Here is a 25,386-nt window from a genome sequence, read left to right on the forward strand (position 1 = left end):
CACTCATAACGCGGAGGAGTACGTAATCCGTGAATAAGAATAGTTTGTTGATCAGGGCTTGCGCCGGGTGAGTTTACGCAGAAAATCAGTAGCCTCGGGCGCAGAATTTGTCAGAAGAATAAGTGCCCCGTATACTACGGTTAATACGGTGGAGCGTAATAGCATGGTGAGCAGGGGAGAATTGAGGGTAGGAACCAACCAGCCGGCTACCCCGGCCACGGCCGCAATACCCAAAATCAGGGGGATGCGCCAGGTAAAGGGCTGCATGCGGTAGCTGTGCCACACAAACCAGGTGCGCGCCACATTGATGCTTACCTGGGCGATGCAGGCGGCCACCGCCGCCCCCACCATACCCAGGCGCGGAATCAGCAGCCCATTCAGCAGAATAGTAAGCAGGGCCAACGACACGTTGAAAATCAGGTCGAAGCGGTAGCGCGGAGACGTTACTACCATCAGGCCATTAACACCCGTGATGCCATCGAAGAGCTTGCTACTCAGCAGGAGTAGTACCACCACGGTGCCCTCGGCGTAACGGGCGTTGCGCATCAGGGAGTAGATAAAGTCCAGATTCAAGGCGATGCCCAGGAACAACAGGCAGCCGATGAGGGTGTTGAGGCGGGTAGCGCGGCGGTAGAAGTCGGCCATGCGCAGTAGGTCCTGTTGCTTCCAGTAGTCGGCCAGTAGGGGAAAGGCTATTTTGTTGAGCGAGCGGGCCGGAATAGCCAGGGCCGTACTGATGTTGCCGGCCACCACGTAAATGCCGGCCGCCGCCACGCTCACTTGGGCACCTACCATCAGGGTATCAATGAACATGATGATACTGCCTGACAGGCTGCCGAGCAGAGTAAAAGCGCCCATGCCCAGCATCTCGCGCAGAGGGCGCACCATGAGCACCTGCCGCGTGGGCCGCCAATGCAGCTCTCCAATGGCCGCCACGTAAGCCGTCAGCAGCAAGGCAATAGCGCTGTTCACACCTACAAACCACAGCACGTAGCCCGAGAAGGACAGGTAGCCAAAGCCAAACAGAAAGGCCCCCGCCACAATCAGGACCCGCAGCAGAATATCCTGCACGAACGACGAGAAGGCCGTGTGGTACAGCGCCTTCAGGTAGGCATCCTGCACCGAGTACAGCATAGTAAACAGCGCCAGCACGGCGCCCCAGGCGTAGTACGGGGCCAGCAGCGGCGCATCCCGCCCGTACCAATTCAGGAGTAGGGGCTCTCCTAGGAAATACAGGACCGTAACCACCGCAAACCCCAGCAGCGGTACGCCTAGCAGCAGCGGCAGAAACCCCCGGTGCCCCGACTCCGGGTGGCGGAAATAGGGGAAAAACCGAATGCCCACGCTGGCAAAGCCAAAGGCCGCCACCTGGGCGTAAAGTGTGGCCACCGACGAGAGCGTAGCCGTAACACCCAGCTGCTCAGGCTGCAGAAAGTTGGGCAGCACCAGGGCCGTGCTCACGAACCCCAGCGCCAGCCCGATGTAGGAAATAATGGTGTTGCGTAGCCCCTGCCGCTGAACGATACCCAAACAGTGAATGCGTAATTGAGTGAATGAGTGAAATGTGACTTGGTCAACCCGGACGCTTGTCATCCTGAGCGGAGCGAAGGACCTCTACCGCTTCGTTGTGACGGTAATTAATTACCAACGGTAGAGTTCCTTCGCTCTGGCTCAGGATGACAAATAGGTTCAGTTCACCAACTCGCAAATTTCCCGGCCGTTGACGAAGGCCACCCGGCGGCTGCGAAGGTACTCCATGATTTCGGCGAACTGGCGGGGACCAGTATTCTCATTGGCGGGGTCGAAGTTTTCGTTGTGCCAGAGCACGGTACACACGCCCCCAAACCGCTCAATCTCCTGAAACATCGGCGTCAGGGCCGGCAAGATTTCCTCGGGAGCCAGCTGGAGGTAGCGCGGATGATAAAGGGTAGCATCCATCACGTTCAGCGGAATTTCGAGGAAAGTGGAGGGCTCGCCATTAGCGAAGTTGAATGGATAGAACGGTAAGCAGTAGGAGTTGCGAAAGCCGTAGTGTTCAGCAAAGCCTAAGGTAGAGTCATAGGCAAAAGCTAGATCATCGAGCATAGTCGAGGTGAGGCGCGGTTCCCAACATAGATAGTGAAAGCGGATGCCATTTTTGATGCCGTATTGACGTGCCATGTGCGTCAGTTCCCGTATTACTATCGTTGAGAGCCGAAGCCACGAATGATGTTGACCGGCCATCAACCCTATTTCTCGCATTAACTCGGAATAGTTGTTGGCCGCACCTATACCCCCATGCAGGCTGATTTCGGCTCCAGCTGTCTCTAATGCGGCAATGTCTGACTTAAGGGTGTGAATGGCATAATCGGCATTAGGCGTACCGTCGGCTGCTCTGCGGTGTTCGGGCAAAAAGAAGAAGGTGCTTTTGGCCCCGTAGCTGGCCACGGTTTCCTGCACCTGCCGGAGGTTGTCCCAGGCATCGGGGGTAGTGAAATGCTGCCACAGTTGTCGCCCAAAGCTCAGGAGCTGACCCTGGCGCAAGGCGGCTTTGGCGGGGGCTTTCCAGGCGCTGTATAAGTTGTCGATGTCGTGGGTAATGAAAGCTGCCCAGGAGGCACCGTTGGCCCAGCGGCGCAGCTGCAACTGCTGGCCCGTGACATGCTCCACGGCCGTTTTCAGTACATCGAAGTAGTAGTTCACTACCGGCACCGTCACGAAGCCGTAGCGGTGCTGCACGCTGGCCGAGTAAGGGAAACGGCCGTGCTGGTCTCGTTCTTCCGAAAAATATTCCTGCCAGCCGCTGAGCAGATAAAAGGCCGCCGAAAGTACATCGGCGTGGATGAAGGCGCGGCTACCTGGGAGCAGTTCCAGGAGGGGCTTTTGCGGCTCGGGGTCGAAGAAAAACGGGATGGTGCGCCCTAGCCACTGCCTTTGGGTAGGCGCTGGGGGGTAGGGCTGCTGTTCATTGAAAAAACCTTCGGCCGCATCGGCTACTTCCACCTGCGGCCGAAGGCCTTCGTACCCAATGGAAACCTGTGGCACAGCCTCGTAGGCCATGCGGAAGTGCCGGAGCACGTAGGCTAGGCGAACTTCAGCAGAAATAGGGTGCGGCGCAATGGGGAAAGGAGGAGCAGTCATTGATGGCAAAGTAAGCGCTATCGAATTACTCTGCGCCCCTGGTCGGGCATTACTTTCAGCCAGCTTGTTGCCCCAGCCACTCCCGTAGCAGCCGGGTGGCTCTTTCCTGGCTGTGGCCTTCCTCAGGGGTGCCCAGGGTGGCGTTGTAGTAGGCCGCGCGGTGATACAAATCGGTGGGCTTGTGCTGCTGGTAGCGCCGCAGTAGTCCGCTCAGCTCATCGAGGGTGTGGGCGCTTTCTATCAGGCCATGGGCTACATAGCCGTAGTAATCTTGGGCCACGCCGTGGGTGCCCAACCGGAAATAGATGCTGGCCAGGTTCAGCAGGGTAGCTTCTAGATGGGTGCTGGTGTCGCCTGCAATCAGGGCATCGTGCTCGGCCAGAAACTCAAAAACCGTTTGCTGGCGGGCGTCGGAAAACTGCAGCTGCGGGTGGCGCTGGCGCAGAAACGAAAAGTCGCGCGAGTCGCCAGGGTGGGGGCGTAGGGTGAACGTTAGGTTCGGAAACTCCTGCAGCAGGTGAGCCAGAGTAGCGGCTACGGACTCTGTTTCATCGAGGGTGTTGATGGCCACGGCCACGCGCTGCACGGTGGAGTTCAGGTTTTTGCGGGCCAGAAACGCATCGGCCTTAGGCATGCCCACCAGCTCCACCCGGCCTGCTACCGGGCCGCACTGCCGGTATTTGTCCAGCGCGTCCTGGCCTTCCAGCAGGCTGAAATCGAAGCCTAGGGGCGGAAAGTTGGTGCTGACGCTGGCATGCTGCACGTAGGCTGTGGGCACGCCGCAGGTGCGGGCCGCCAGCAGCAGGGCTCGGGCATCGTCGTTGTGGTCGTTGGCGAAGATGATGGCCTGGGGGCGGTAGTGGCGCAGAGCCCGCACGTACACCTCATAGTAGCCAATGGCGTTAAAAATCAAGTCGAAAAACCGCCAGGCTTTCCTGCCTTCCGTGCGCTTCAGGCCCTGGTACAGGGTAGGGAACTGACCGTAATACAGCAACTTACGCCGCAGGGAAAGACGGTTTACTACCCCGTTGTAGCGGCCAATCTGTTTGCTCTGGCCCGCTACCAGCACCGCCTCCGGCAGTGTTTCCCGCAGAAAGTGCAGGGAGTCGTAATTGTTCTGGCTGACCACGTACAGCCACACCGCGCCGCGCAGTTGCTCCGGGTTGCGCACCGGCCGGAACATGTTGCCTACCAGCCGCAGCCCCGCGTAGCCGGCCACTTTGGCCAGGCGCTTCCAGGGGCTGGCCGGCGAAATGGCTTCCAGCATGTGGGGCGGCAGCGAGGCAAACAGGTCGGTGAAACGCAACTGCAGGATGTCGCGCAGGCGGGCGGTAGCAGAATCAGGCATAGAGCTACAAAAATAGCGCGCCGCTCAAGAGCAGCGCGCTACCAGAATCAGTGAGGTTTCAGGAGCCTACAGGGCATCCCAGGTCAGCGGGGTGCCGGCCCGTAGGTTCTGGCGGGCGGGTTTACCGAGCAGCTGGTCGTAGTAGCGCGGCGGCAGACCATCGCCGGGGCGCACCACGCGCAGGTTGTCCTTGGTGAATACCTCGCCGGCGGCAACGTCCTGGGCCACATACAGGGAGCGTTTGTAGAGACGGCTCTTCTCCTCGGCGCGCTGCACGCCGTACTGCACCTGGCCCAGGGCCTGCCAAGCACGCTCGGTTTCCGTCACGAGTTGAGCCACCTCCTCGGGTTCCAGAGAAAAAGCAGAGTCCACGCCTCCGTCGGCGCGGCGCAGGGTTACGTGCTTTTCCACCACGCAGGCACCTAGGGCCACGGCCGCCACAGCGGCGCCTACCCCCATGGTGTGGTCAGAGAGGCCCACCAGGGCATCGGGGAAGAGCTGCTGGAAGTGGGGCAGGGTGCGCAGGTTGGTGTTCTGGGGCGTGGCGGGGTAGGTGCTGGTGCACTTAAGCAGCACCAAGTCGCGGCAGCCGGCTTCGCGTAGCACCTGCACGGCCTCAGCCACCTCCGAGAGTTGACTGGCGCCGGTGCTCATAATCACGGGCTTGCCAGTGGCGGCTACCCGGCGCAGCAAGGGCCAGTCGGTGTTTTCGAAGGAGGCAATTTTATAAGCCGGCACGTCGAGGGTTTCCAGAAAATCGACGGCGGTTTCATCAAAGGGCGAGCTGAAGGCCAGCATGCCATGCTGCCGGGCCCGGTCGAACAGGGGCTTATGCCACTCCCAAGGGGTATGGGCTTCCTGGTAGAGCTCGTGCAGCTCGCGGCCGTACCACAAGGAATTCGGGTCGTCGATGCGGTAGGCGCCGGGCAGCGTCATGGTATCGGCGGTGTAGGTCTGGAGCTTGATGGCGTGGGCCCCGGCGGCGGCCATGGCATCCACAATGGCTAAGCCACGGTTGAGGTCCTGGTTATGGTTGCCGCTGAGCTCAGCAATGATAAGCGGCGGCTGATCGGGGCCGATGAGGCGGGAGCCAAGGGAGAAATTCATGCTGCAAAGAAACGAAGCTACCGCCGAAATGGGATGTCTGAGTTAGGAGGCAGGTGATGACGTATCAACATGTCATCCTCTCGTCGCTATTCCTAGCTAGATTGACATCCATCTCCTTTACTTGTTCAGCCAAAAGGTTACCTGAGCTGAGATGTAACTATTGCGAGTTCGGAAGCGGCCCATTGTATCCCGCACATCCGCGGCACTCTGTTCGCTGCCCAGTTCAGTAGTATAAGTCAGGATACGTGAACTCGTGAAGTTGTGCGTGTACCCTACAACTAGGTCAACACCATCATACAGGCGCAAGCCTAATCCGGCCTCTGCCCCTGACAGCCACTGCGGAGTTGGCGCTGTACTATAGTCCATCATAGTATAAATCGAGTTATACCTGTTGCTGGAAAAGGAGAAGCTAACCCCGGTAAAACGCGTGTTGCGGTATTCTAGACTATTAATTAATCCGGCTTTCAAATACAACTGCTTGTCCTTGTGAGCCAGCAGCCGGTAGGTAGCACCTACTGTAGCCGAGTAGGTATACTGCTTAATTAGCCACCCGTAACGAACTTCTGCATATACGGGAATGGTCTGGATAAGCGCAGCATCGAAGTGGTTATAAAAGAAGGTTGGAGCTATATAGAGGCTAGTTCGATTTCCCAGTGCTTTTTGCCCGTACACACTGCCAATAAACCCAACTGTTCCTGTGCCCTGAAGAAATTCACCTTCTCCATAATCGGCGTGGTTCAAGGTATTGAGCAACTGTCTGTTTACTCCAGCTGAAATGCCTACTCTGATTGAACCCGTAGAAGTTTGCCCGTGCCCTTCAAGCATCAGGAATAATAAAATCCCGGTGAGTATATACTTCATCTAAGTAAGAAGTTATGGTAGGAATAATAATTAACTGATTCCACATCGGCTCTCTTAGTCCTCCGCTGTGGTAGCTTCATTTTAAATAGCAAGGCGTCAGATATTTGACCTTTAATTTTTGCTTGAAGAAAGCTAAGTTCTAAAGTTGCTTAAACTCCAGCGGTATACCAAAGAAAGCTAAGAGTACCAGGGCTTTCACTGGACAGCATCTGAAACCCCGCCCGCTCAAAAGCCCGCACCGAAGCTACATTGGCCTCCTGCACGTGGCCCACCACTTGCCGCACCTGCGGGAAATGCTCCGCTAAGCGCCGCGTACCAGCCAGCAGCAGCAGCGGCGCCAGCCCACGGCCCCGGAAGGCGGCATCCAGCAGGTAGCTGAGGGTAGCCTTTTTCTCTTCAATAGCAAACCGGATTAAGCCGGCCGGTCGGCCCGTAGCGGCATCCTGGGCTAGCAAGAGCAAGGCGTTCGGGTCCTGGAGGCGGGCCGCTAACCATTGCTCATGGTTGGGGCGCTCTACGGGGGTAGGGTTAAAGGAGAACTGCCGCACGGTCGGCTCGTTGGTCCAGGCCAGCAGTTGCTCCGAGTCGGCAGCCGTAACGGGGCGGAGGTAAAAGGGAGGTGGGGGCAGCTGCAGGGCTCGGAACTCCTGGCGCAGGCGCACGGGAGCCAACCCATCGAACACCTGCCGTTGCTGCTGGCGCAGGCGCTCGGCAATACGCCCGGCCTCGGGTGAGGTCAACACGTTAGCGGCCGTCGGGTAGGGTAGGGCCAAGCCTGTTTCGCGCAGGTACCGGTCAATGTCGTGCTGATTGTCGGCAGTGGGTAGCAGGAACAGCAGGCCACCCCCGGCCGCCGCGTACTCGTAGCTCACGGTACTGGCCGAGCACACGGCCGCGCCGCATTCTTGCATAAGCGCCGCCAAGTCGGGGCCCGACAGGTTGCGGTGGAGCAGGAGCCGGGGTTGCTCCTGGGCCCAGTTGCTCAGGCTTTCCCAGCCCAGGTAGGCCCCGCCCACCACCGCGTGCACCTGTCGCACGGAAGGCAAGGCCAGCAGCTCAGCGGCTATGCGCTGGGTCTGGTGGGTGGGGTCGGCCCCGCCCAGGCACACCAGTACGGTATCGGGTGGGGCTACTGAGTCAGTCGTTAGCTGGGTGCGGAAGGTTGCCCGCAACGGGGCAAAGGCCGGACCGCTGAGCAAACGGGCGCCGGGTTGGCGCAGCTCATAGTGGCGGAGGGTGAGGCCACCGGCGGGGTTAAGGATTAGGTCGGCGGCGAGGGGGTAAGCGTGCAGATCATCGAGGTATACCAGCCGCGCTACGGCCCCGCGCACTGTGTTCTGGTAGTCGTAGCGAAAATCGTAGCCATCGAGCACCAGCAGGTCGGAGGGGCGCAAGATGTGGCGCACCAGCCAGGCGGCTTCCTCGGCTAAGGGCTGCGTGGGCAACTCGTGCACTGCCAAGCCTGCCGCCCGGAGCTGCCCGACTAGCGCCGCGTCCGGCTCCCGAATCAAGAAGAGCTGCTCCTTGAAGTCCGGCCGCAGAATTTCTGCCAGGGCCAGCAGCCGCATCACGTGGCCCAGCCCAATGCGGGAGTTGCCATCGGCCCGCAGCACGAGGCGGGGGGTAGGGTTGCGGACGGGAACAAGGGTAGGTGCGGGCGTTTGCATGGCCCGAAAGTAGCCACCTGCGCCCGATACCCCGGCAGCGGCCTAGATTTTCTTCTGCTCTATGTGGGCGTTCAGGGCTACCAACTCGGGGTGAGCATCCAGCAGATGAATGAGCTCATCCCCCGATAAGTCAGCCGCTCCGTAGTTCTCAATCAGCGTCTTTATCAAGGTAAAATCGTCGGGCGTATCTACCGTGAGGCGGTAGGCGCTGCGGTCCTCAGGGCGGCGAACGTGGCGGAATTCTACGCGGCCAGAGCGGTTCTGGTGAATGTAGGGCGTGACGTGTTCCCGGTCGGCAGGCAGGGTAGCGTGGGCGTGGGCTTCCTCCAGCAGCTCCCGTGAGAACACCTCAAAATCAAACCCGCGCGGAAAGGTGCGTTCCAGTACGTTGGAGAGGTAGAGGCGCGGGTTGTCTGCTGCTAGATACTCCTGCACCGCCGATTGAATGAGATGCCCATCGAGCAGCGGGCAGTCAGAGGTGACGCGCACAATCACATCCAGGTCGTGCTGCTGGGCACATTGCTGAAAGCGGGCCAATACATCGTCCTCGGAGCCGCGCGTGTAGGGTAGGCGGTGGATTTCGGCGTAGGCGGCCAAGGCATCGTCGGAAGCATTGGCCGTAATGGCCAGGTACAGCGGCAGCTTGCTCCACGTGAGCCGCGCCACATGGTAGTCCAGCAAGGGTCGGCCAGCGGCCAGGTGCAGCACTTTACCCGGCAGCCGGGTGCTGGTCATGCGGGCCTGAGAAATAATACCGACGTTCTTCAAAGAGTAACAGTGTAGCTGAGTAAAGGGAGGTGACTGTCGTTGGAGCCGGTCATCTGCCAATCATGTCCTATCTGATCTGGCGTCCGCTTGTTGAGGCCTCTCTGCCTCTGGCTAATCCAAGAGGGTAGTAACGAAGCGGCAGAGATGCTTCGCTCCCGCTCAGCATGACATGGCCTTTATCATTTTCCTACCCCACAAACTCCCGGATGCAGTCAATCACGTACAGCTGCTCCTCATCAGAAAGGCTCGGGAACAGTGGAATGCTGAGGCAGTGGGCGTAGTAGGTTTCGGCCAGCGGGAAGTCGCCGGGTTGCCAGCCGAGCTGCTGGTAGTAGGGCATGGTATGCACCGGAATGTAGTGTACCTGTGCGAAAATCTGCTTTTCCCGCAGGAAGTCGTAGAGCCCTTTGCGGTCGGCTACCTGAATGACGTAGAGGTGGTAGGCGTGCCCCGCGGCTGGCGTCAGGAGCTGTACGCCGGGCGTCTCGGCAAAGGCAGCATCGTAGCGGGCAGCCAGTTCGCGGCGGCGCTGCAGGCCTTCTTCGGCACGAGTAAGCTGGCTGATGCCCAGCGCGCAGAGCATGTCGGGCATGCGGTAATTGTAGCCCAGCTCCTGCATTTCCATGTACCAGCCGCCATCGGAGGGGCGCTGCAGCTGGGAAGGCTCCTTCGTGATGCCATGGGTGCGCAGGCGCAGCAGATGCTCGTAGAGGTCTTGCCGGTTGGTGGTAATCATGCCGCCCTCACCGGTGGCAATGTGCTTGACGGGGTGGAAGCTGAAAATGGCCAGCTCCGCAAACTCCCCGTTGCCGCAGCGCTGCTCCCGGCCCTGACTATCCAGAAAAAAACCGCCAGGTGCGTGGCAGGCATCCTCAATAATCCAGAGGTCAAACTCATCGGCCAGCTGGCGAGCTTCTTCTAGATTCACGGGCAGGCCCGCGAAGTCCACCGGAATCAGCCCGTGGAAGTAGCCTTTCGGGTGGCTTTCCAGCAGGCGGCGCACGGCCTTCAGGTCAATGAGGGCGGTAGCGGGGTCGATGTCGGCAAAATGCACCTCGCCGCCGCAGTAGCGCACGCAGTTGGCCGAGGCCGAGAAGGTAATGGGGGTAGTAATGACCCGCTGGCCCGGCTGCACCCCCAGCGCCATGGCGCACAGGTGCAGGGCCGCCGTGCCGTTGGCAACGGCCACCGCGTATTTCGCGCCCACGTAAGCCGCAAACTTCTGCTCAAACTCCGCCACTTTGGGGCCCTGGGTGAGGTAGTCGGAATACAGGGTTTCCGTTACGGCCTGCACATCCTCGGGGGTGATTTGCTGGCGACCGTAGGCAATGGGGCGGGTAGGGGAGAAGCTAGATGCAGGCATAGTAGTTTCAAAGGTAGCTGGTGCAGCAACAACTCGAAACGCAAAAAAGGCCGCCTTCACCAGAAAGCGGCCTTCTTTTTTAGTAACGCAGCGCGGTGCTACGCCGTGAAATCGGCATCGACGTGCAGGCGGATTTCCTCCCGAATTTGCTCGGCGTCCATCCACTCGGTGTTGTTGCTGGAGTCGTAGTGGAAGCCGGCTTCCACGCGGCGGCCCCCGAAGTGCTTGATGAAATCGTCCACGTCCCAGCGCGGGGTGAAGGGTAGGATAACGTAATATTTATCCAGCTCCACGGTGCTTAGGGCATCGGTTTCGGTAATCATTTCCTCGTGCAGCTTCTCGCCGGGCCGGATGCCCACAATTTCCTGGCGGCAGTCGGGGCCGATGGCTTTGGCTACCTCCGTAATCTTGTAGCTCGGAATCTTGGGCACAAAAATCTCCCCGCCCCAGCTGTGCTCCAGCGCGTACAGCACCAGGTCCACACCTTCCTCTAGGGAAATGTTGAAGCGGGTCATGTCAGGGTGGGTGATGGGCAGCACGCCGGTGTGGCGGCGCTGCAGGAAAAACGGCACCACCGAGCCACGGGAGCCGATTACGTTGCCGTAGCGCACCACTGAAAAGCGCAAATCCCGGCTGCCTTTCATGTTGTTGGCGGCCACAAACAGCTTATCGGAGCAGAGCTTGGTGGCGCCGTAGAGGTTGATGGGCGCCGCCGCCTTGTCGGTGCTCAGTGCCACTACATCCTTCACGCCGCAGTCCAGGGCCGCGTTAATCACGTTTTCGGCCCCGAAAATGTTGGTCTTGATGCACTCCATGGGGTTGTACTCGGCGGCCGGCACTTGCTTGAGGGCGGCGGCGTGTACAATTACATCAATGCCCTCGCAGGCCCGCTTCAGCCGCTCCCCGTCGCGCACGTCGCCAATGAAGTAGCGAATGGCGGGGTACTTGGAGTGGGGAAAAATCTGCGACATTTCGAACTGCTTCAGCTCGTCGCGCGAGTACACCACCAAGCGCTTTACCTGGGGGTATTTCTCGAACACGGTCTGCACGAACTGCTTGCCGAACGAACCGGTACCGCCGGTTACCAAAATGGATTTATGATTGAGGTCGAGGGCCATTGGGAGTGATGAGGGGAGGAGGAAAACAGGTGAAACGTCACCTAAACCGGACCTCCCGGGGTAAGGCAGGCAAAAATAGACATTCCGCCGGGAGCTTCCGTACTTTTGTCCTGCTTACCAGATCTTGCTTGTCATTCTGAGCATGTCGCGCATCAAGCGAGGACGAAGGGCCTTTACTGCTGGCTAACCCAGAAAGCCAGCCACAGGAATCGCTCCATAGCCTGAGGTTATACTCAGGACTAGTGAAATGCATGAACCAAGTGGGCGGGGTCCTTCACTCCCGCTCAGGATGACAGACGTTTTCTTTGCTATTATGACCATGCCTACCCCCACCCAACCTATTAAAGTCATCATCTGGGACCTGGACGATACATTCTGGAAGGGCACCCTCTCGGAGGGCGCGGTGGAGGCGCTGGAGGATAATCTGCAGCTGGTGCGCGACACGGCGGCCCGCGGCATCGTGCACACCATTGTCAGCAAAAACGATTTCGCGCCGGCCGAAGCCAAGCTGCTGGAGCTGGGCATTCGCGACCTGTTTGTGTTTCCGCAAATTAGCTGGCAGCCCAAGGGGCCAATCATCAAGCAGTTGCTGGAACAGATGCAGCTACGCGCCCCCAACGCCCTGTTTCTGGACGATAACTCCATGAACCGGGCTGAGGCTCAGTATTACAACCCCGAGCTGCAGGTAGCCGACCCCGCCGACCTGCCCGCGCTGGCCCCGCAGCTGCGCGCCAGCGGCAAGCCCGACCCCACGTTTTCGCGCCTGGAGCAGTACCGGCTGCTGGAGCGCCAGCAGCAGGCCCGGGCTGCCTATGATGACAACCTGGCCTTTCTGCGCGACGCCCAAGTGCGCATTGAGTTTCGCGAAGGAGCAGAGGTAGTGTCGGATCTGGACCGCATCGAGGAGCTGATTAACCGCTCCAACCAGCTCAACTTCACCAAGCGCCGCGTTACCAAAGACGAACTGCAGGCCAGCTTCGCGGATGCTACCCGCCGCTGGGGCACCGTGCGGGTGCGCGACCGGTTCGGGGACTATGGGCTGGTAGGGATTTATTGTTTGAATACAACCACCCAGCAGTTGGAGCAACTGGTGTTTTCCTGCCGGATTCTGCACCTGGGCGTGGAGCAGTTCACCTACGCCCACCTCGGCTTTCCGGCGCTGGAGGTGCAGGGCGAGGTAGCCACTACCCTCAATACCACAGATAAACCCGACTGGGTTACCATCGAAATCGAAGCTCCGGTTGCGACAGCCTCGGCCCCGGCCGGCGAGCGGCTGCGGGTGCTGCTGAAAGGCGGCTGCGACCTGGGCCAGCTCACGCCCTTCTTGCAGGCGTTCGACCTGGCCGTGGTTGAAGAATTCAACTACAACAACGAGCATCAGATTCCCGTCCACCTGGAGCACACGGCCCTGTTGCGCGCCGGGCGCGAGTGGCCTGCCGCCGAGCAGCAGCGCCTAGCTGCCACGCTACCCTTCCTCGGCCGCGAAGCCTTCGAAACGCAGCTTTGGAGCGGCAACTACGATGTGCTGGTGTACAGCCCCCTGATGGACTACACCCAGGAGTTGTACCGCGAAAAATCCTCTGGCTTAGAAATTCCGTTCGGTGGCTACCAGAACCTCACAGCCGTGGACCCCGCCACGCAGGCAGCCAAGTACGTCCAGCGCCGTTTTCAGGGTATGGATGAAGCCTTCTTGCGCCGGTTTCAGCAGGAGTTTGAGTTCGTCGGGCAGATTTCGCCCGAGCAGTTCACGAAAAACCTGCGGTGGCTGCGGGCTCAGGTGCCGGTTCAGGTGCCCATCTTCCTGCTGAACGGAGCCGAAATAGAGGTGCCCGGCTCGGGCGAAACTGGCGCCAAAGAGCGGCACTACCTGATGAACCAGGCTCTGATGGATTTTGCGGCTTCCGCCGAAAACTGCCAGGTAGTAGATGTGCGCGACTTTGTGCAGACGCCCGCCGACGTGACCAACAACCTCCGTCACTACCACCGCCAACACTACCGCACCCTGGCCCAGCGCTTGGCCGCCGCTATCGGCCAGTGGCACGGCCACCATCTCGACCATTCCACCTGGACCGACCTGAAAGCCCGCGCCGCCAGCTTAGTACCAAGCAAGCTGCGCGGCTTGTTTAAGTAAAGTGATGAGGTGATGGGGTGATGAGCTGAAGTGTGATAAGGTGACAAGTAACAGGTTACAAACAGAACGTCATTCCGAGCTTGTCGAGGAATCTCGCGTGGGCAACCTCACCCCCCGGCTCCCTCTCAGAGAGAGGTAGAGTGAATAGTCCTGTAACGTCAGCACGCTAGATGCTTCGGCTGCGCCTCTGCATAACACGCGATTCACCTACCACCCTTCACTTCCGACCATTTACCTGTCACTGGTCACCTCTTCACCTACCCTCACCAACTTCGCCAGCCGCTCAGTAAGGGCGCGGCGGGAGTAGGCGGTGGCGCGGCCAGCGGGCAGATCAAGGTTAGGGTTATTGCGCCACTGCGCGGCTAATGCTTCCAAATGCGCCAGCATGGTTTCGTAGTCGGCGTAGGGTAGGGCCTGGCCCGCGCCGCACTCACGCAGCAGCAGGTCGGCGTCGGAGCCAGCCGGCCCTACGCACAGGATGGGCTTGCCGGCGGCCAGGTACTCGAACACCTTGCCCGGCAGAATACCCAGGTTATTTGCCACGTCGGGAATGGCCATTAGCAGCACCGTGCTCCGCAGCAGGTAGCCCACCGACTCGTCGTGCGGTACGAAAGGAACAAACTCTGTCTGTTCACCAAGCCCCGCCGCCACTACCTGCTGCCGCAATCCGTCGGATACTTTCCCCACAAAGCGCAGGCGCAGTGGAACCTCGTGGTGGCGGCGGGCGCACTCGGCGCAGGCGGCCAGCAACTGCTCAACGTGGTAGGTTTCGGAGATGGTGCCGGTGTGAGTGATGAGCAACGCATCTGGTGGCGGTGTGCTTACTGCCCGGAAATCGTCTTCATCGTAGCCATTGGGCACTACCTGAATTTTGTCGGCTGCAATTTGCTTTGATTTACCCAGAAACAGCCGCTTGGTATGAGGGCTTGTCACCAATACAGCGTCGGCCTGCTCCAGCACTTGGCGCTCGTAGCGGGCATCGAGCCAGCGGGCCAGGGGGGTGTGGTTCAATTCTTTATAGTAGTAAATATCGGTCCAGGGGTCGCGCATGTCGGCCAGCCAGCGCAGGCCGAAGCGCCGCTTTAGCTCCAGGCCAATCAGTTGGGTAGAGTGGGGTGGGGAAGAAGTCAGCACGGCGTCAAACTCCTCGCCGGCCGCCAGTAAATCGGCTACAGCCTGCAGGGCATAGCGGTTCCAGCCGCGGCGGGCATCGGGAATGAACAGGTTGCCACGCACGAATTTGAACAGGCGCTGCAGGCGGCTGGTTTTGCTCTCGCCCACGAAGCCTCCGTAGGGAACTTGCTTGCCCGTCAGGCGTTTATAGCTGTCGAAAGGCTCGAAGGTACTCGTGCGAATCACGCGCACCTGAGGCGGCACGTCGGCAGCGAGCGAGTGGTCGAGTACAGGGTAGGCTCCTTGGCTGGGGTCCACGGTAATGACCGTCGGCTCAACCCCGAACTGGGGTAGGTGCTTCACAAACTTCAGGCTGCGCTGCACGCCAGCCCCGCCGGAAGGCGGCCAGTAGTACGTTAGAACAAGCAGGCGAAGCGGGCGAGCAGCAGACACGGACACAAAGAGAGGGTAGCAATGAAACCGCGAAGGTAAGCACCTGCGGCCTTTCGGGGTTTTCTGGTTACTTTTGGAGGCTGAACCACCGACGCCTCCCAGCATTCCGGTGCCGCGCTTACGCAACACGAGTATACTTCAGCGAAATCAGGAAAATCTGCGCAAATCTGCGACTCCATGTTCGATAACCTTAGTACCAAACTAGACCGCGCCTTTAAAACCCTTAAGGGCCAGGGTAGTATCACCGAAATTAACGTTGCCGCCACCGTAAAGGAAATCCGCCGGGCCCTCGTGGACGCCGACGTGAACTACAAGGTGGCCAAAGAGGTAACCGACAAAATCAAGGACGAGGCCATGGGCCGCGACGTGCTCATCAGCGTGTCGCCGGGCCAGCTGATGACCAAAATCGTCTATGATGAGCTGACCCAACTCATGGGCGGCGAAAAGCAGGACATTGTAATTAAAGGCGAGCCGGCCGTGGTGCTGCTCTCGGGGCTGCAGGGCTCGGGCAAGACTACGTTCGCTGGTAAACTGGCCAGCCACATCAAAAAGCAGGGCCGCAATGTGCTGCTGGTGGCTTGCGACGTGTACCGCCCCGCCGCTATCGACCAGCTGAAAGTGTTGGGCGAGCAGATTGGTGTAGAAGTGTATTCGGAGCCGGAAAATAAAAACCCGGTTGAGATTTCGCAGAATGCCATTGACTTTGCCCGCAAGAACAACAAGAAGGTAGTCATCATCGATACCGCCGGCCGCTTGGCCGTGGACGAGCAAATGATGAAGGAGATTGAGGCCGTAAAGCGTGCCATCAATCCTTCGGAAACGCTGTTCGTGGTGGACTCCATGACGGGTCAGGACGCCGTAAACACGGCTAAGACCTTCAACGACCGTCTGAACTTTGACGGGGTAGTACTCACCAAGCTCGACGGTGACTCGCGCGGTGGTGCGGCCCTCTCAATCCGGGCCGTGGTGGAGAAGCCCATCAAGTTCATCTCGACGGGTGAGAAGATGGAAGCCCTCGACCTGTTCTACCCCGACCGCATGGCCCAGCGTATCCTGGGCATGGGCGACGTGATTTCGCTGGTAGAGCGCGCGCAACAGCAGTTCGACGAGGAAGAGGCCAAGCGCATCAACCAGAAGATCCGCAAAAACCAGTTCAACTTCGATGACTTCCTCTCCCAGTTGGAGCAGATCAAGAAGATGGGCAACCTGAAGGACCTGGTAGGCATGATCCCCGGCATGGGCAAGGCCCTGAAAGACGTGGAAATCGACGATGACGCCTTCAAGCCGATTGAAGCCATCATCAAGAGCATGACGCCCAAGGAGCGCGCCCAGCCCGAGCTGCTGAACGGCTCGCGCCGCCGCCGCCTAGCCAAAGGATCTGGTACCGACATCCAGCAGGTAAATAACCTGATGAAGCAGTTCGAGGACATGCGCAAAGTGATGCGCACCATGAACAAGATGAGCCAGACCAAAGGCGGTATGCAGCAAATGGCCCGGATGATGGGCATGAAAGGTCCCCTGCGCTAAGCGACTATAAGCTACCTAGCTTTTAAAACCGAAAAAGCCCGAACGCTAGAGCGTTCGGGCTTTTTCGGTTTTAGAGCGGTAGAGCCTTCAGCCTACCTCTCAATCAGAACTTTAAAGGGAGTGGCTACCATCTGACCAGTTGAATTCAGAGCCCGAAGGAAATACATTCCCGGCGCTAAACTTTGAATATTGAGCTGGGTTTGCTGCTGAAATTGTTCCCGCAATACTACCCGTCCGTTGCGGTCCAGCACCTGCAAGTCGATGCGCTGCTGCGGATCGGGGTAGGAAACCGTGAGGAAGTCGCGGGCCGGAACGGGCGCTGCCGTTAGCGTGACAGCTGTAGCTGCGGCGGCTACCTGAACTACAGAGGAGTACTGCACCGAGCCATCTTGATCCTGCTGCTGCAGGCGGTAATAGTTTATGCTAGTAGGAGCAGCATTGTCGGTGAAATGATAGGTAGTAGCCTGGGCGCTGGTGCCCCGGCCCGTCACAAACCCGATGTCCCGGAACGTGCGGCCCCCATCTTGGCTGCGCTGCACCGCGAAGCCGCGGTTCTGCAGCTCCGCAGCGGTTTGCCAGCTGAGCTCTACCGTAGTGGAGGCGCTACCCTGCCGGCGGGCAGTGAAGGAAGTAAGCGTTACCGGCAACGGGCGGCTAATCGGCTGTATTGTAACGGCTGAGGCCTGCGTAAGCTCAACTACCAGCTGACCCGTTTCAGCATTATACGAACTATGCGCAACACCTGGCCCGGTGGCGGCTACTGCCGCAGAGGCCACGTGCAGGCTAAGGGTAGTGGGCCGGCTGGCATACACAGTAAACTGATTGCCGGGCAACTGCTGCCAGCTGATGGTAGCCCGGCGCGAGGACTGCAACACTACCTCTGACCCATAGCGCAGTTCAGTGCCCTCGTCGAGAAAAGCCTGAACGGGCGTTCCTGCTTCGTTTAGGGAGAGAAATGTCAGCAGCGCATCGGACCTGATGGGGCGGTCCAGTCCGGGGCTGGTGGTCAGCACGGTATCTGTCTGGGTGAAGGCCACATCCCGGAAGCCATCTGTGGAGGCCGCAAGGCCGGCTGTGGCGGGGGTGCTGGTGGTTGTTATTTGGGCGGGCGCAGCGGTAGCAGCGCTGGGGTAGAGCGCGGCCAGAAACTGTGTTTGAGCCGCATCGTTTTGCTCTACCAGCAGGGTAGTGTGGTTTTCGGTAGTATTATAAACTAGTTCGTGTGCTCCGGTTGCGGTACTGTAAGCTGCCGTGGTGCCTGGGGTAGCAACGTGGGCGAGCAGGCGGGCACCGTTTTTCTCCCAAGAGCCTTCCTGCTGAGCCAGATTATCATGGAAAATGCCCGTCTGCTCAGTGCCTCCGGCCAGCCCGTAGCCGTGGAGCTGCCAGGTATAGCGGCGCGGCCCCGCTGACTGCACGAAGTCGGCCAGCAGGTAGTAGCGGCCCCGCACGAACAGTACTTTGCGGGTAACGGAAGCATTCTGGTAGGTAGTGCGCGCTTCGCCGAAGGCCAGGCCACCAGACTCAAAAGCGCGGGGCAACGTAGCATTTGCCTCATTAGCCGCTCCAGCGTTGCCGATAGCCGGGCCGGCGCCATCTACCAGCACCATATTATGGTTGGTGGCCTGGCCTACCTCTGCCCGGCGGTTATAACTCAAATAACCGGCATCGAGGGCCAGTAGTTGGCCTTGGGTGTGGAGGATAAAGCTGGTAGCATCTGCCTGGTTATGACCACCCGAGTTGGTTTGCATAGTGCCGCCTTTGCCATACAAATGCAGGTAGGTAGCCACGGAGTCGGGCCCGGCCTGCAGTACCAAGTTGCCGCTCTGGGGTAAGTAAGTAAGGGTAGGGCGGGGACGAGAAGCTGGTGTTATCTGCGCGGCCAGGTAAGCCGCCCGCATATCTACCGTGGCGTCGCGGAGTTGAGCATTCAGGGAGTTTAGCTGACCGCCCGAGAGGTGCTGCAGGTGCAGCGGCACCACGTAACGGCTTTTGCCGGTGAGAGCCAGTTCCGGCATGCCCATATCTACGTACGAGTCTTCCAGCGCCGGAAAACGACCATCAGGCATCAGGATGGCGGTTATCCATTCGTACAACTGGTCGTAGCGCGGGTCGTAGTAGGGGTTGCGAATGCTGCGCGTGGTTCCGTTGTACGTGCAAGAAAAACTAGCATCTGGGGCAAAATTGCCCAGGGCCCGGAAGAACGGCAGGCAGTTCAGAAAAGCATACTTAAAGTAATACGGGCCTTCGGCGTAGCCCGCTACCGCCGCCGGGTCTGACTGGCGCTGGGCATCGGCCCACAGCACGTTGTCAATATGATAGAGCCCGGAGTTTATCCAGTTAACCGGCTGCAGGTTGGTGTCGGTGCTGGTGACATCATTAAGTACTACGGCCGCCATTCCCAATGCCGCCGCCGTCATCAGGGTATGGTTGTTCTTGATCTGGCGGAAGAAATACACGCCTAAAAAAGCACGATTCGACTCCCGGTACAGATTTCCCGCAAATTGCTGCAGATTGGCCTTGCTCTTGAGTAATACGGCTTCTTCTACCCCCGCTCCCCGCAGTAAGTCGTAAGCAATAAGGTAATCAATCAGTTCCTTTGAGCGCCACTGCCACTCAGTATAGGTAGTGCCCGAGAAGCTGGCGAATGGCTCCACCGTCGGGTTCAGGCTTTCCAGCGCTTCTACCACTTGCTGCTGGTAGGTTGCCTGCTCAGCGGAGGGTAGGGGGGAAAGAGCAGTGACGCTGGGCTTGCGGTCCATCAAAACCACAAAGGCCGCGTTTTTGGCGAAGGTGGCCCGGGCCCGGCGTCCATCCGAAGTAGTGTTTACTTGAGGGAGGCCAGCCGAGATGCTGTTATACAAGCTGCTGTACAGAACCAGATTCTGCGAAGCGGCCAGAAACTCGCGCCCGGACGGAATAGCAGCAGGCGTAAGTAAAGTACGAGGATAAGTTGTAACTGCGCCGGCCGGATTCCAATTGCCGGTTTGGGCAATGGCACATGCTACGTGAATCCAAAACAAAAGGAATAGTAGAACTTCTTTTTTCAAGATTAATATTGGTATCGTTATAAAAAAGAATGCCTGCTAGTTTCAGACTGCTGCCTTAATACATCAGGTAGCAAAAGAGTTTCATCCTATTCCGATAGTTAAAAACGTTTATAATCAACAGAAAACGCCAAGGTCATCCTATTCCAGAAATAGGATGACCTTGGCGTTAGGTGGGACCAGTACCTGAGTTTGTCCTAAAATGCGGTTTAATAGTCTGTGCGGCCCTCGTGCTGCTCCCAAGCCCGGAATCCAGCTATAGCTTCGTCGCGGAGCAATTCCACCATTGGGATATGGCGGGCGCTCAAAGGTTTTTCCAACTCCTCGTAAATAAACTGGTCGTCGAAGCCAATTGCGGCGGCATCCTGTTTGGTGTTGCCGTAGAACACGCGGCGTGGCCGAGCCCAGTAAATAGCGCCGAGGCACATGGGGCACGGCTCGCAGCTAGTGTACAGGTCGCAGCCGTCGAGCTGGAAGGTGCCCAGCGTCGCGCAGGCTTTGCGGATGGCATCCACCTCGGCGTGGCAGGTAGGGTCGTGGGTGCTGGTTACTTGGTTAAAGCCACGAGCAATGATCTGTCCGTCCTTCACTACTACAGCGCCAAAGGGGCCACCGTAGCCAGCCTGCATTTTTTCAATGGATAAGCGAATTGCTTCGCGCATGAAGTCGGGGTTAGGTGCTTCCATAGGGAAATTTCGGAGGTAAGAACTATCAATAGAGCCGGCAGAGCAGGCCAAAAACTGCGCAAAATACGGCAAATAGCCCATGGCGTCATTGTCACCTAATACGTGACAAGTTCTGGCCAGGCTCTTTTCCTACGTGTCCACTGCCTCTAAATCAATTTTTAAATTTTTTTAAAGGCCTGTGCAACCCCGCTACCTCTTCCCCGACTCTACAACGTGTAGACACTACGAAAGCTGTTCTTCGCACAGATAATCAAGTGAGAGCTACTTAGTTTGGCCCGAAGTTTGATCATCTGAAAAACGAAAGAATAGTTTTTTAGGTGTTTTGGTTGTGGAAAAGGGGGCGGCTACTGGTCGCCCTTTTTTTTATTGACTGATATCCAGGAAGTTAGAATAACGCTGGTGACTTGTAGCGGCACAGGCTGTCCTTCATTGTAAGAATATGCGACGAGAGCCCGCAAAAAAGCCGCTCTGGTTTCAGAGCGGCTTCAGCATAAAACGCCATAGTTTGTGATTACACTACTACGCGCAGTTCGTACGCGGCGGTAGCAGAGCGGTCATCGTCAGTAGTAGGAGTGATGCTGAAAGCTCCAACCCGGCTGGGGCCATAGCCCAGGTTTACTTTTACCCACTCGTCGCGTACCGGCAGCAGGTCGATAACTTCTTGGCGGAGGTGTTCAAGCTCATGGCGCAGGTTGCTAAGCTTGGTCTGGATTTCTGCGTGGGGCTGGTTGTAGCTGCCCGCTGCGGAGCGCTGCTCGAAGGCGTCGGCAGCCGTGGTAGGCGCTTGGTGGGTAAGGTCGGTGGCCTCTACTTCAGCCCGCTGAAACTGTTTTTCACACTGGATATAGGCCTGTACTTTGTCAGCCAGAGGTTGTAGGGCGGGGTCAAGGTAGTCGAGGTTGCTGGCCATGGGAGAAAAGGGAGCTCAGAAGAATAGTTTAGCTTTCCAACGCAGGGCGGGCCGGAAAGGATGCACTTAGCGCCTCACCGGCATGGTTGCTCAGGAAGCAGCCGTAGCCGCTGGTCGGTTGCGCTGGCACTTTTCCCCGCAATACTTCACCTCGTCCCAGCAGGCTCGCCATTTCTTGCGGTACTCAAAGGGACGGCCGCAGGTAAGGCAGATTTTAATAGGCAAGTTGCCTTTAATCAAGCGCTTGGGTAGGGTAGAGGACGGCATGGGGTAAGAGTAATAAGCTCGTTGAATAACGCAGCACAAGCCCGGAAGTTGGTCTGAGGGCACTGCACCGGCTTCAGCCGCGTATCTTTGCCCCATGTCACACTCTGCTTCCACTACCCCCGACCCCGTAGGCCAGGCACTGCTCGCTTATCAGCAGGGCCACCTGAGCGCCACTATTGCCGTGCACAGCTCCGTGGCCGATGAGGAGGAGCTTCCTGCCGCCTATTTCTTTCGCTCCTTATGGGAAATGCCCGAAATGGAGCGCACAGCGCTGGAAGAATGCCGCGGCCGCGTGCTCGATTTGGGAGCTGGCGCGGGCTGCCACGCCCTGGAACTGCAGCAGCGGGGTTTCGTGGTGAAAGCCGTAGATATATCGGCTGGTGCCGTGCAGGTGATGCAGGAGCGCGGTGTCAAGGAAGTGTCCCGCCACGATATTTACGACGCTGCGCTTACTCAGGGCGAAAAATTTGATACGCTGCTCATGCTCATGAACGGCATCGGGCTGACCGGAACGCTGGAAGGTTTGGAGCGGTTTCTGGCCCATGCCAAGCACCTGCTGGCACCCGGTGGGCAGATTCTGGCTACCTCATCCGATATCAGCTACCTCTATGAAGACGAGGACGGGGCGCTGGTATTCGACCTAAACGGCCCTTACTACGGCGAGGTAGAATACACCATGCACTACGCCCAGGAAGTTGGCGCACCCTTTCGATGGATTTTTGCTGATCCGGCCATTCTGCAGGATTACGCGGAGGCCGCTGGCTATGAGGTTGAGTTTATCGAAGAAGATGACCAGCAGCAGTATCTCGTTCGGCTTACGCTGCGCTAAAACCTAGAGCCAAAGCTCGGCTTGCCAACTAAATTGCGGCCGGCGGGTTATCTGTCGTCTTACCAACTCTGCTCCTATGTCTGCTGCTTTCGAACGCACTTACACCGTACGCTGGGCCGATATGGACCCCAACGGCCATATGCGTCACTCGGCCTACGCCGATTATGCTGCCCAACACCGCATTGAATACCTAGCCCAGCATGGCTTCACGCTGCAGCGCTTTGCGCAGTTGAGCATAGGCCCGATTCTCTTTCGGGAGGATACCCGGTTTCTAAAGGAACTGCACATCAACGAAGCACTGCGCGTTACGGGCGAGCTTTCCGGGCTAAGCGAAGATGGTTCCCGCTGGAACATCATCCATACGCTGTACAAAGCCGATGGCCGCCCAGCCGCTACGGTTTCTGTAGAAGGAGCCTGGCTAGATTTGCGAGCCCGTAAACTCATTGTGCCGCCCCCCGAAATTACGGCCCTCATGCACGAGCTGCCCCGCCACGAGTCGTACGCCGACATCGTTCGGAAAGCTAGCTGAGCAAGCCGGATGCGGCCCCAGGCTGCTACCCCCCCGCAAAAGCCAAAACCCGATGGACTGCGCAGTTCATCGGGTTTTGGCTTTTTATTTTGCGGTTTCGGCTAGGGCTTTGCTGATGCGTGCTACCTGCTTTTGGTGGTGCAACACATGGTCCAGCATAAAGTCCATGGTTTGATAAATGGTGAGCATGCCCGAGCGAGGGTGCTTGAAAATAGCCCGATTAAGCAGGTTGCCAGGATATTCGTTCAGCAGGCGCTCCAGGCGGCGGCGGATGGCTTCCCATTCGGCCTGCAGCTCCGGCAAGGGCGGAACTACGGTAGGGGTAAGCTTTGTGAGGTGGGCCGGGGCTTTGAAGCGCGTGAAGGGTAGGCGTAGCAACAGCCGCAACAGCCCCGACTTCAGCACGGAACCAATACCCGCTTTGGCCAGCGCATCGGCCTGGAGAAGTTTTTTTTCCATGTACTGCCCAATACCCGTTTCCGACACCACCAAGTGTTGCACCACCTGCGCCCCCGACCATTGTCCAGTTCCCGGCGACTGGTAGGCCTTTTCGCCCAGGGCATATACGGATTGTAGCAGGCGGGTAGTAGCGTGTTCTAGCTGCTCGAATTGGAGATGCAACCGATGATTCATGGGGAGAGAAGAGAAGAAGCGTACTTTGGGCAAAAGGTACGTAAATTCCTTCCGCCCTACCCTGTCTGCCCACCTATGCCCGTGCCATCTCCCTACCCCTTCCGGGCCTATCAAGGCCCCTCATTATCGGATGAAGAAACGCTAAGCCGTAGTGCTGCCTATTACGAACACCTGCAGCAGCGCCGCTCCGTACGTAAGTTCTCTAATCGGCCGGTACCACGGGCAGTTATTGAGAACCTTATTCGGACGGCTGGTACCGCGCCGAGCGGGGTTAATAAGCAGCCTTGGATGTTTTGCGCTGTGCAGCAGCCTCAGCTAAAGCGCCAGATTCGGCAAGCTGCCGAGCAGGAAGAAGTGGAGAACTACGCCCACCGCATGTCCAATGAGTGGCTGGAAGACTTGGCCCCGCTAGGCACCTGCTGGGAAAAGCCATTTTTGGAGGAGGCACCCTGGCTGATTGTAGTGTTTCGGCGCATTTATGAAGACTCACACGGCCAGACCCGCCATAATTACTACGTGAATGAGTCATTGGGCCTGGCAACTGGCCTATTGCTAGCGGCCGTGCATCACTGTGGGCTCGTGGCCCTTACGCACAAGCCTAACCCCATGAACTTCCTAAGCCGCCTGCTGCAGCGCCCCACTAACGAGCGGCCCTTCTTACTGATTCCGGTAGGCTACCCCGCCGAGGATGCCCAAGTACCTGATCAGCGCCGCAAGCCGCTGGATGCCATTAGCGCCTGGTACTGAGTTACAGGCTCCGGCAGATTATGTGCAGCCAGGCTTCTGGTCTGCGGCCTTTGTGTCAGCAATCCACTGCCTACCCCCCTGAAAATCAAAAAGCCCGCTGAAAGCGGGCTTTTTGATTAGGTAAGGCTGTCGGGGCTTATAAGCCCAAGGCTTACTTATTTACGTACAGCACTTCCTTCACCGCCTTCACAGTGCGCTCTACGTTTGGTAGGGCAGCCTCAATTAGGGTAGGGGCGTAGGGCAGTGGCACGTCCATGTTGGTAATGCGCAGCACAGGAGCGTCGAGGTAGTCGAAGGCGCGGCGCTGCACCATGTACGACAACTCCGAGCTAATGCTGGCCAGCGGCCAGGCTTCTTCTACCACCACCATGCGGTTGGTTTTTTTTACCGACTCGATGAGGGTGTCATAGTCGATGGGGCGAACTGAGCGCAAGTCAATTACCTCGGCGCTGATGCCTTCTTTGGCCAGTTCATCGGCAGCTCCAAGGGCTACCTTCATCATTTTGCCGAAGCTCACGATGGTTACATTTTCGCCAGGGCGTACTACGTTGGCTTTGCCAATCGGAATGAGATACTCTTCTTCCGGAACCTCGCCTTTGTCGCCGTACATCAGCTCCGACTCCATGAAGATAACTGGGTCAGCATCACGGATAGCGCTTTTCAGCAGGCCTTTGGCGTCATAGGGGGTAGAAGGCACTACCACTTTCAGGCCGGGCGTGTTAGCGTACCAGTTCTCGAAGTTCTGGGAGTGCTGCGACGACAGCATACCGGCGTTGCCGGTTGGGCCGCGAAACACGATGGGGCAGGAGTACTGTCCACCCGACATCGAATAGATTTTGGCGGCAGAGTTAATCACCTGGTCAATGGCCACCAACGAGAAGTTGAAGGTCATGAACTCGATGATGGGGAGCAGGCCGTTGGCCGCCGCGCCCACGCCGATACCGGCGAAGCCGAGCTCGGCAATAGGCGTGTCAATCACGCGCTCCGGGCCGAATTCGTCGAGCATACCCTGGCTCACTTTGTAGGCGCCGTTGTACTCGGCTACTTCTTCGCCCATCAGAAATACGCGCGGGTCGCGGCGCATTTCTTCTGACATGGCTTCACGCAGGGCTTCCCGGAATTGGATGGTCCGCATAATCGGTAGGAAAGTCGAAAAGAACTG

General features: G+C 58.3%; 21 protein-coding genes. 5 read left to right on the forward strand and 16 right to left on the reverse strand.

The genetic code is table 11. From position 1 onward, the window contains the following. Positions 1–51 precede the first annotated feature (51 nt). The 9 genes from DNI29_RS07580 to pseB form a co-directional block, all read right to left on the reverse strand. Entirely contained in the window at positions 52–1,530 is a 1,479-nt protein-coding gene (locus tag DNI29_RS07580) for an oligosaccharide flippase family protein (RefSeq protein ID WP_162303546.1), read from the reverse strand. Positions 1,531–1,689: 159 nt separating this feature from the next. Further along, entirely contained in the window at positions 1,690–3,120 is a 1,431-nt protein-coding gene (locus DNI29_RS07585; RefSeq protein WP_110977497.1) for a DUF7033 domain-containing protein, read from the reverse strand. A 55-nt stretch (positions 3,121–3,175) separates the two neighbouring features. Further along, positions 3,176–4,468 carry a glycosyltransferase family protein gene (locus DNI29_RS07590; RefSeq protein ID WP_238388040.1) on the reverse strand — a complete coding sequence of 431 codons (1,293 nt, stop codon included), beginning with the start codon at positions 4,466–4,468 and terminating at the stop codon, positions 3,176–3,178. Between the two features lie 66 nt (positions 4,469–4,534). Continuing rightward, on the reverse strand, positions 4,535–5,575 hold the full coding sequence (gene pseI, locus DNI29_RS07595) for a pseudaminic acid synthase (RefSeq protein ID WP_110977498.1): 1,041 nt from the start codon (positions 5,573–5,575) through the stop codon (positions 4,535–4,537). Between the two features lie 117 nt (positions 5,576–5,692). Continuing rightward, positions 5,693–6,436 carry a hypothetical protein gene (locus DNI29_RS07600; RefSeq protein WP_110977499.1) on the reverse strand — a complete coding sequence of 248 codons (744 nt, stop codon included), beginning with the start codon at positions 6,434–6,436 and terminating at the stop codon, positions 5,693–5,695. A 149-nt stretch (positions 6,437–6,585) separates the two neighbouring features. Beyond that, positions 6,586–8,103: a UDP-2,4-diacetamido-2,4,6-trideoxy-beta-L-altropyranose hydrolase gene (gene pseG / locus DNI29_RS07605; RefSeq protein ID WP_110977500.1), complete on the reverse strand. Its 1,518-nt coding sequence runs from the start codon at positions 8,101–8,103 to the stop codon at positions 6,586–6,588. Between the two features lie 42 nt (positions 8,104–8,145). Continuing rightward, entirely contained in the window at positions 8,146–8,871 is a 726-nt protein-coding gene (locus DNI29_RS07610) for a cytidylyltransferase domain-containing protein (protein WP_110977501.1), read from the reverse strand. 187 nt (positions 8,872–9,058) lie between these two features. Further along, positions 9,059–10,234, reverse strand: coding sequence for a UDP-4-amino-4,6-dideoxy-N-acetyl-beta-L-altrosamine transaminase (pseC, locus tag DNI29_RS07615; RefSeq protein ID WP_110977770.1), 1,176 nt, complete (start codon positions 10,232–10,234; stop codon positions 9,059–9,061). 98 nt (positions 10,235–10,332) lie between these two features. Further along, positions 10,333–11,352 (reverse strand): UDP-N-acetylglucosamine 4,6-dehydratase (inverting), encoded by a 1,020-nt coding sequence (pseB, locus tag DNI29_RS07620; RefSeq protein ID WP_110977502.1) that lies wholly within the window; start codon positions 11,350–11,352, stop codon positions 10,333–10,335. A 289-nt stretch (positions 11,353–11,641) separates the two neighbouring features. Between pseB and DNI29_RS07625 the strand changes: the two genes are divergently transcribed. Beyond that, positions 11,642–13,483, forward strand: a complete 1,842-nt coding sequence (locus DNI29_RS07625; protein ID WP_123823113.1) for a hypothetical protein — start codon at positions 11,642–11,644, stop codon at positions 13,481–13,483. 231 nt (positions 13,484–13,714) lie between these two features. On the opposite strand, the gene DNI29_RS07630 is transcribed toward DNI29_RS07625, so the two are convergent. Further along, the gene (locus DNI29_RS07630; RefSeq protein WP_238388041.1) at positions 13,715–15,049 is read right to left on the reverse strand and encodes a glycosyltransferase family 4 protein; all 1,335 of its coding nucleotides are present in this window, start codon (positions 15,047–15,049) and stop codon (positions 13,715–13,717) included. A 177-nt stretch (positions 15,050–15,226) separates the two neighbouring features. On the opposite strand from DNI29_RS07630, the gene ffh reads away from it, so the two are divergent. Further along, positions 15,227–16,576 carry a signal recognition particle protein gene (ffh, locus tag DNI29_RS07635; protein ID WP_110977504.1) on the forward strand — a complete coding sequence of 450 codons (1,350 nt, stop codon included), beginning with the start codon at positions 15,227–15,229 and terminating at the stop codon, positions 16,574–16,576. 92 nt (positions 16,577–16,668) lie between these two features. On the opposite strand, the gene DNI29_RS07640 is transcribed toward ffh, so the two are convergent. From DNI29_RS07640 to DNI29_RS07655, 4 genes are all read right to left on the reverse strand, one after another. Next, complete coding sequence (locus DNI29_RS07640) at positions 16,669–19,626, reverse strand: T9SS type A sorting domain-containing protein (protein WP_162303547.1); 2,958 nt, start codon at positions 19,624–19,626, stop codon at positions 16,669–16,671. 206 nt (positions 19,627–19,832) lie between these two features. After that, positions 19,833–20,309 carry a nucleoside deaminase gene (locus tag DNI29_RS07645; RefSeq protein ID WP_110977506.1) on the reverse strand — a complete coding sequence of 159 codons (477 nt, stop codon included), beginning with the start codon at positions 20,307–20,309 and terminating at the stop codon, positions 19,833–19,835. A 511-nt stretch (positions 20,310–20,820) separates the two neighbouring features. Beyond that, positions 20,821–21,219 carry a hypothetical protein gene (locus tag DNI29_RS07650; protein WP_110977507.1) on the reverse strand — a complete coding sequence of 133 codons (399 nt, stop codon included), beginning with the start codon at positions 21,217–21,219 and terminating at the stop codon, positions 20,821–20,823. A gap of 90 nt (positions 21,220–21,309) precedes the next feature. Further along, a complete protein-coding gene (locus tag DNI29_RS07655) occupies positions 21,310–21,486 on the reverse strand; it encodes a DUF2256 domain-containing protein (protein ID WP_110977508.1) in 177 nt (58 codons plus the stop codon). A gap of 94 nt (positions 21,487–21,580) precedes the next feature. On the opposite strand from DNI29_RS07655, the gene DNI29_RS07660 reads away from it, so the two are divergent. Further along, the gene (locus DNI29_RS07660) at positions 21,581–22,315 is read left to right on the forward strand and encodes a class I SAM-dependent methyltransferase (RefSeq protein ID WP_110977509.1); all 735 of its coding nucleotides are present in this window, start codon (positions 21,581–21,583) and stop codon (positions 22,313–22,315) included. Positions 22,316–22,391: 76 nt separating this feature from the next. After that, positions 22,392–22,844, forward strand: coding sequence for an acyl-CoA thioesterase (locus tag DNI29_RS07665; protein ID WP_110977510.1), 453 nt, complete (start codon positions 22,392–22,394; stop codon positions 22,842–22,844). 84 nt (positions 22,845–22,928) lie between these two features. Here DNI29_RS07665 and DNI29_RS07670 read toward each other — a convergent pair whose 3' ends face one another. Further along, positions 22,929–23,477 (reverse strand): DinB family protein, encoded by a 549-nt coding sequence (locus DNI29_RS07670; protein WP_110977511.1) that lies wholly within the window; start codon positions 23,475–23,477, stop codon positions 22,929–22,931. 75 nt (positions 23,478–23,552) lie between these two features. Here DNI29_RS07670 and DNI29_RS07675 point away from each other — a divergent pair, with 75 nt between their 5' ends. Next, on the forward strand, positions 23,553–24,224 hold the full coding sequence (locus DNI29_RS07675) for a nitroreductase family protein (RefSeq protein WP_110977512.1): 672 nt from the start codon (positions 23,553–23,555) through the stop codon (positions 24,222–24,224). 151 nt (positions 24,225–24,375) lie between these two features. On the opposite strand, the gene DNI29_RS07680 is transcribed toward DNI29_RS07675, so the two are convergent. Continuing rightward, entirely contained in the window at positions 24,376–25,359 is a 984-nt protein-coding gene (locus DNI29_RS07680) for a pyruvate dehydrogenase complex E1 component subunit beta (RefSeq protein WP_110977513.1), read from the reverse strand. Positions 25,360–25,386: the final 27 nt, after the last annotated feature.

The sequence above is a fragment of the Hymenobacter sediminis genome (assembly GCF_003231285.1).
Taxonomy (GTDB): Bacteria; Bacteroidota; Bacteroidia; order Cytophagales; family Hymenobacteraceae; genus Hymenobacter; species Hymenobacter sediminis.

Bases quoted from the DNA above. Each gene is read 5' to 3' on its own strand.
- DNI29_RS07590 (WP_238388040.1), bottom strand. From the start codon at position 4,468: ATGCCTGATTCTGCTACCGCCCGCCTGCGCGACATCCTGCAGTTGCGT.
- DNI29_RS07625 (WP_123823113.1), top strand. From the start codon at position 11,642: ATGACAGACGTTTTCTTTGCTATTATGACCATGCCTACCCCCACCCAA.
- DNI29_RS07600 (WP_110977499.1), bottom strand. From the start codon at position 6,436: ATGAAGTATATACTCACCGGGATTTTATTATTCCTGATGCTTGAAGGG.
- DNI29_RS07650 (WP_110977507.1), bottom strand. From the start codon at position 21,219: ATGGCCAGCAACCTCGACTACCTTGACCCCGCCCTACAACCTCTGGCT.
- DNI29_RS07645 (WP_110977506.1), bottom strand. From the start codon at position 20,309: ATGGAAGCACCTAACCCCGACTTCATGCGCGAAGCAATTCGCTTATCC.
- pseB (WP_110977502.1), bottom strand. From the start codon at position 11,352: ATGGCCCTCGACCTCAATCATAAATCCATTTTGGTAACCGGCGGTACC.
- pseG (WP_110977500.1), bottom strand. From the start codon at position 8,103: ATGCAAACGCCCGCACCTACCCTTGTTCCCGTCCGCAACCCTACCCCC.
- ffh (WP_110977504.1), top strand. From the start codon at position 15,227: ATGTTCGATAACCTTAGTACCAAACTAGACCGCGCCTTTAAAACCCTT.
- DNI29_RS07670 (WP_110977511.1), bottom strand. From the start codon at position 23,477: ATGAATCATCGGTTGCATCTCCAATTCGAGCAGCTAGAACACGCTACT.
- pseI (WP_110977498.1), bottom strand. From the start codon at position 5,575: ATGAATTTCTCCCTTGGCTCCCGCCTCATCGGCCCCGATCAGCCGCCG.
- DNI29_RS07680 (WP_110977513.1), bottom strand. From the start codon at position 25,359: ATGCGGACCATCCAATTCCGGGAAGCCCTGCGTGAAGCCATGTCAGAA.
- DNI29_RS07675 (WP_110977512.1), top strand. From the start codon at position 23,553: ATGCCCGTGCCATCTCCCTACCCCTTCCGGGCCTATCAAGGCCCCTCA.
- DNI29_RS07655 (WP_110977508.1), bottom strand. From the start codon at position 21,486: ATGCCGTCCTCTACCCTACCCAAGCGCTTGATTAAAGGCAACTTGCCT.
- pseC (WP_110977770.1), bottom strand. From the start codon at position 10,234: ATGCCTGCATCTAGCTTCTCCCCTACCCGCCCCATTGCCTACGGTCGC.
- DNI29_RS07665 (WP_110977510.1), top strand. From the start codon at position 22,392: ATGTCTGCTGCTTTCGAACGCACTTACACCGTACGCTGGGCCGATATG.
- DNI29_RS07585 (WP_110977497.1), bottom strand. From the start codon at position 3,120: ATGACTGCTCCTCCTTTCCCCATTGCGCCGCACCCTATTTCTGCTGAA.
- DNI29_RS07660 (WP_110977509.1), top strand. From the start codon at position 21,581: ATGTCACACTCTGCTTCCACTACCCCCGACCCCGTAGGCCAGGCACTG.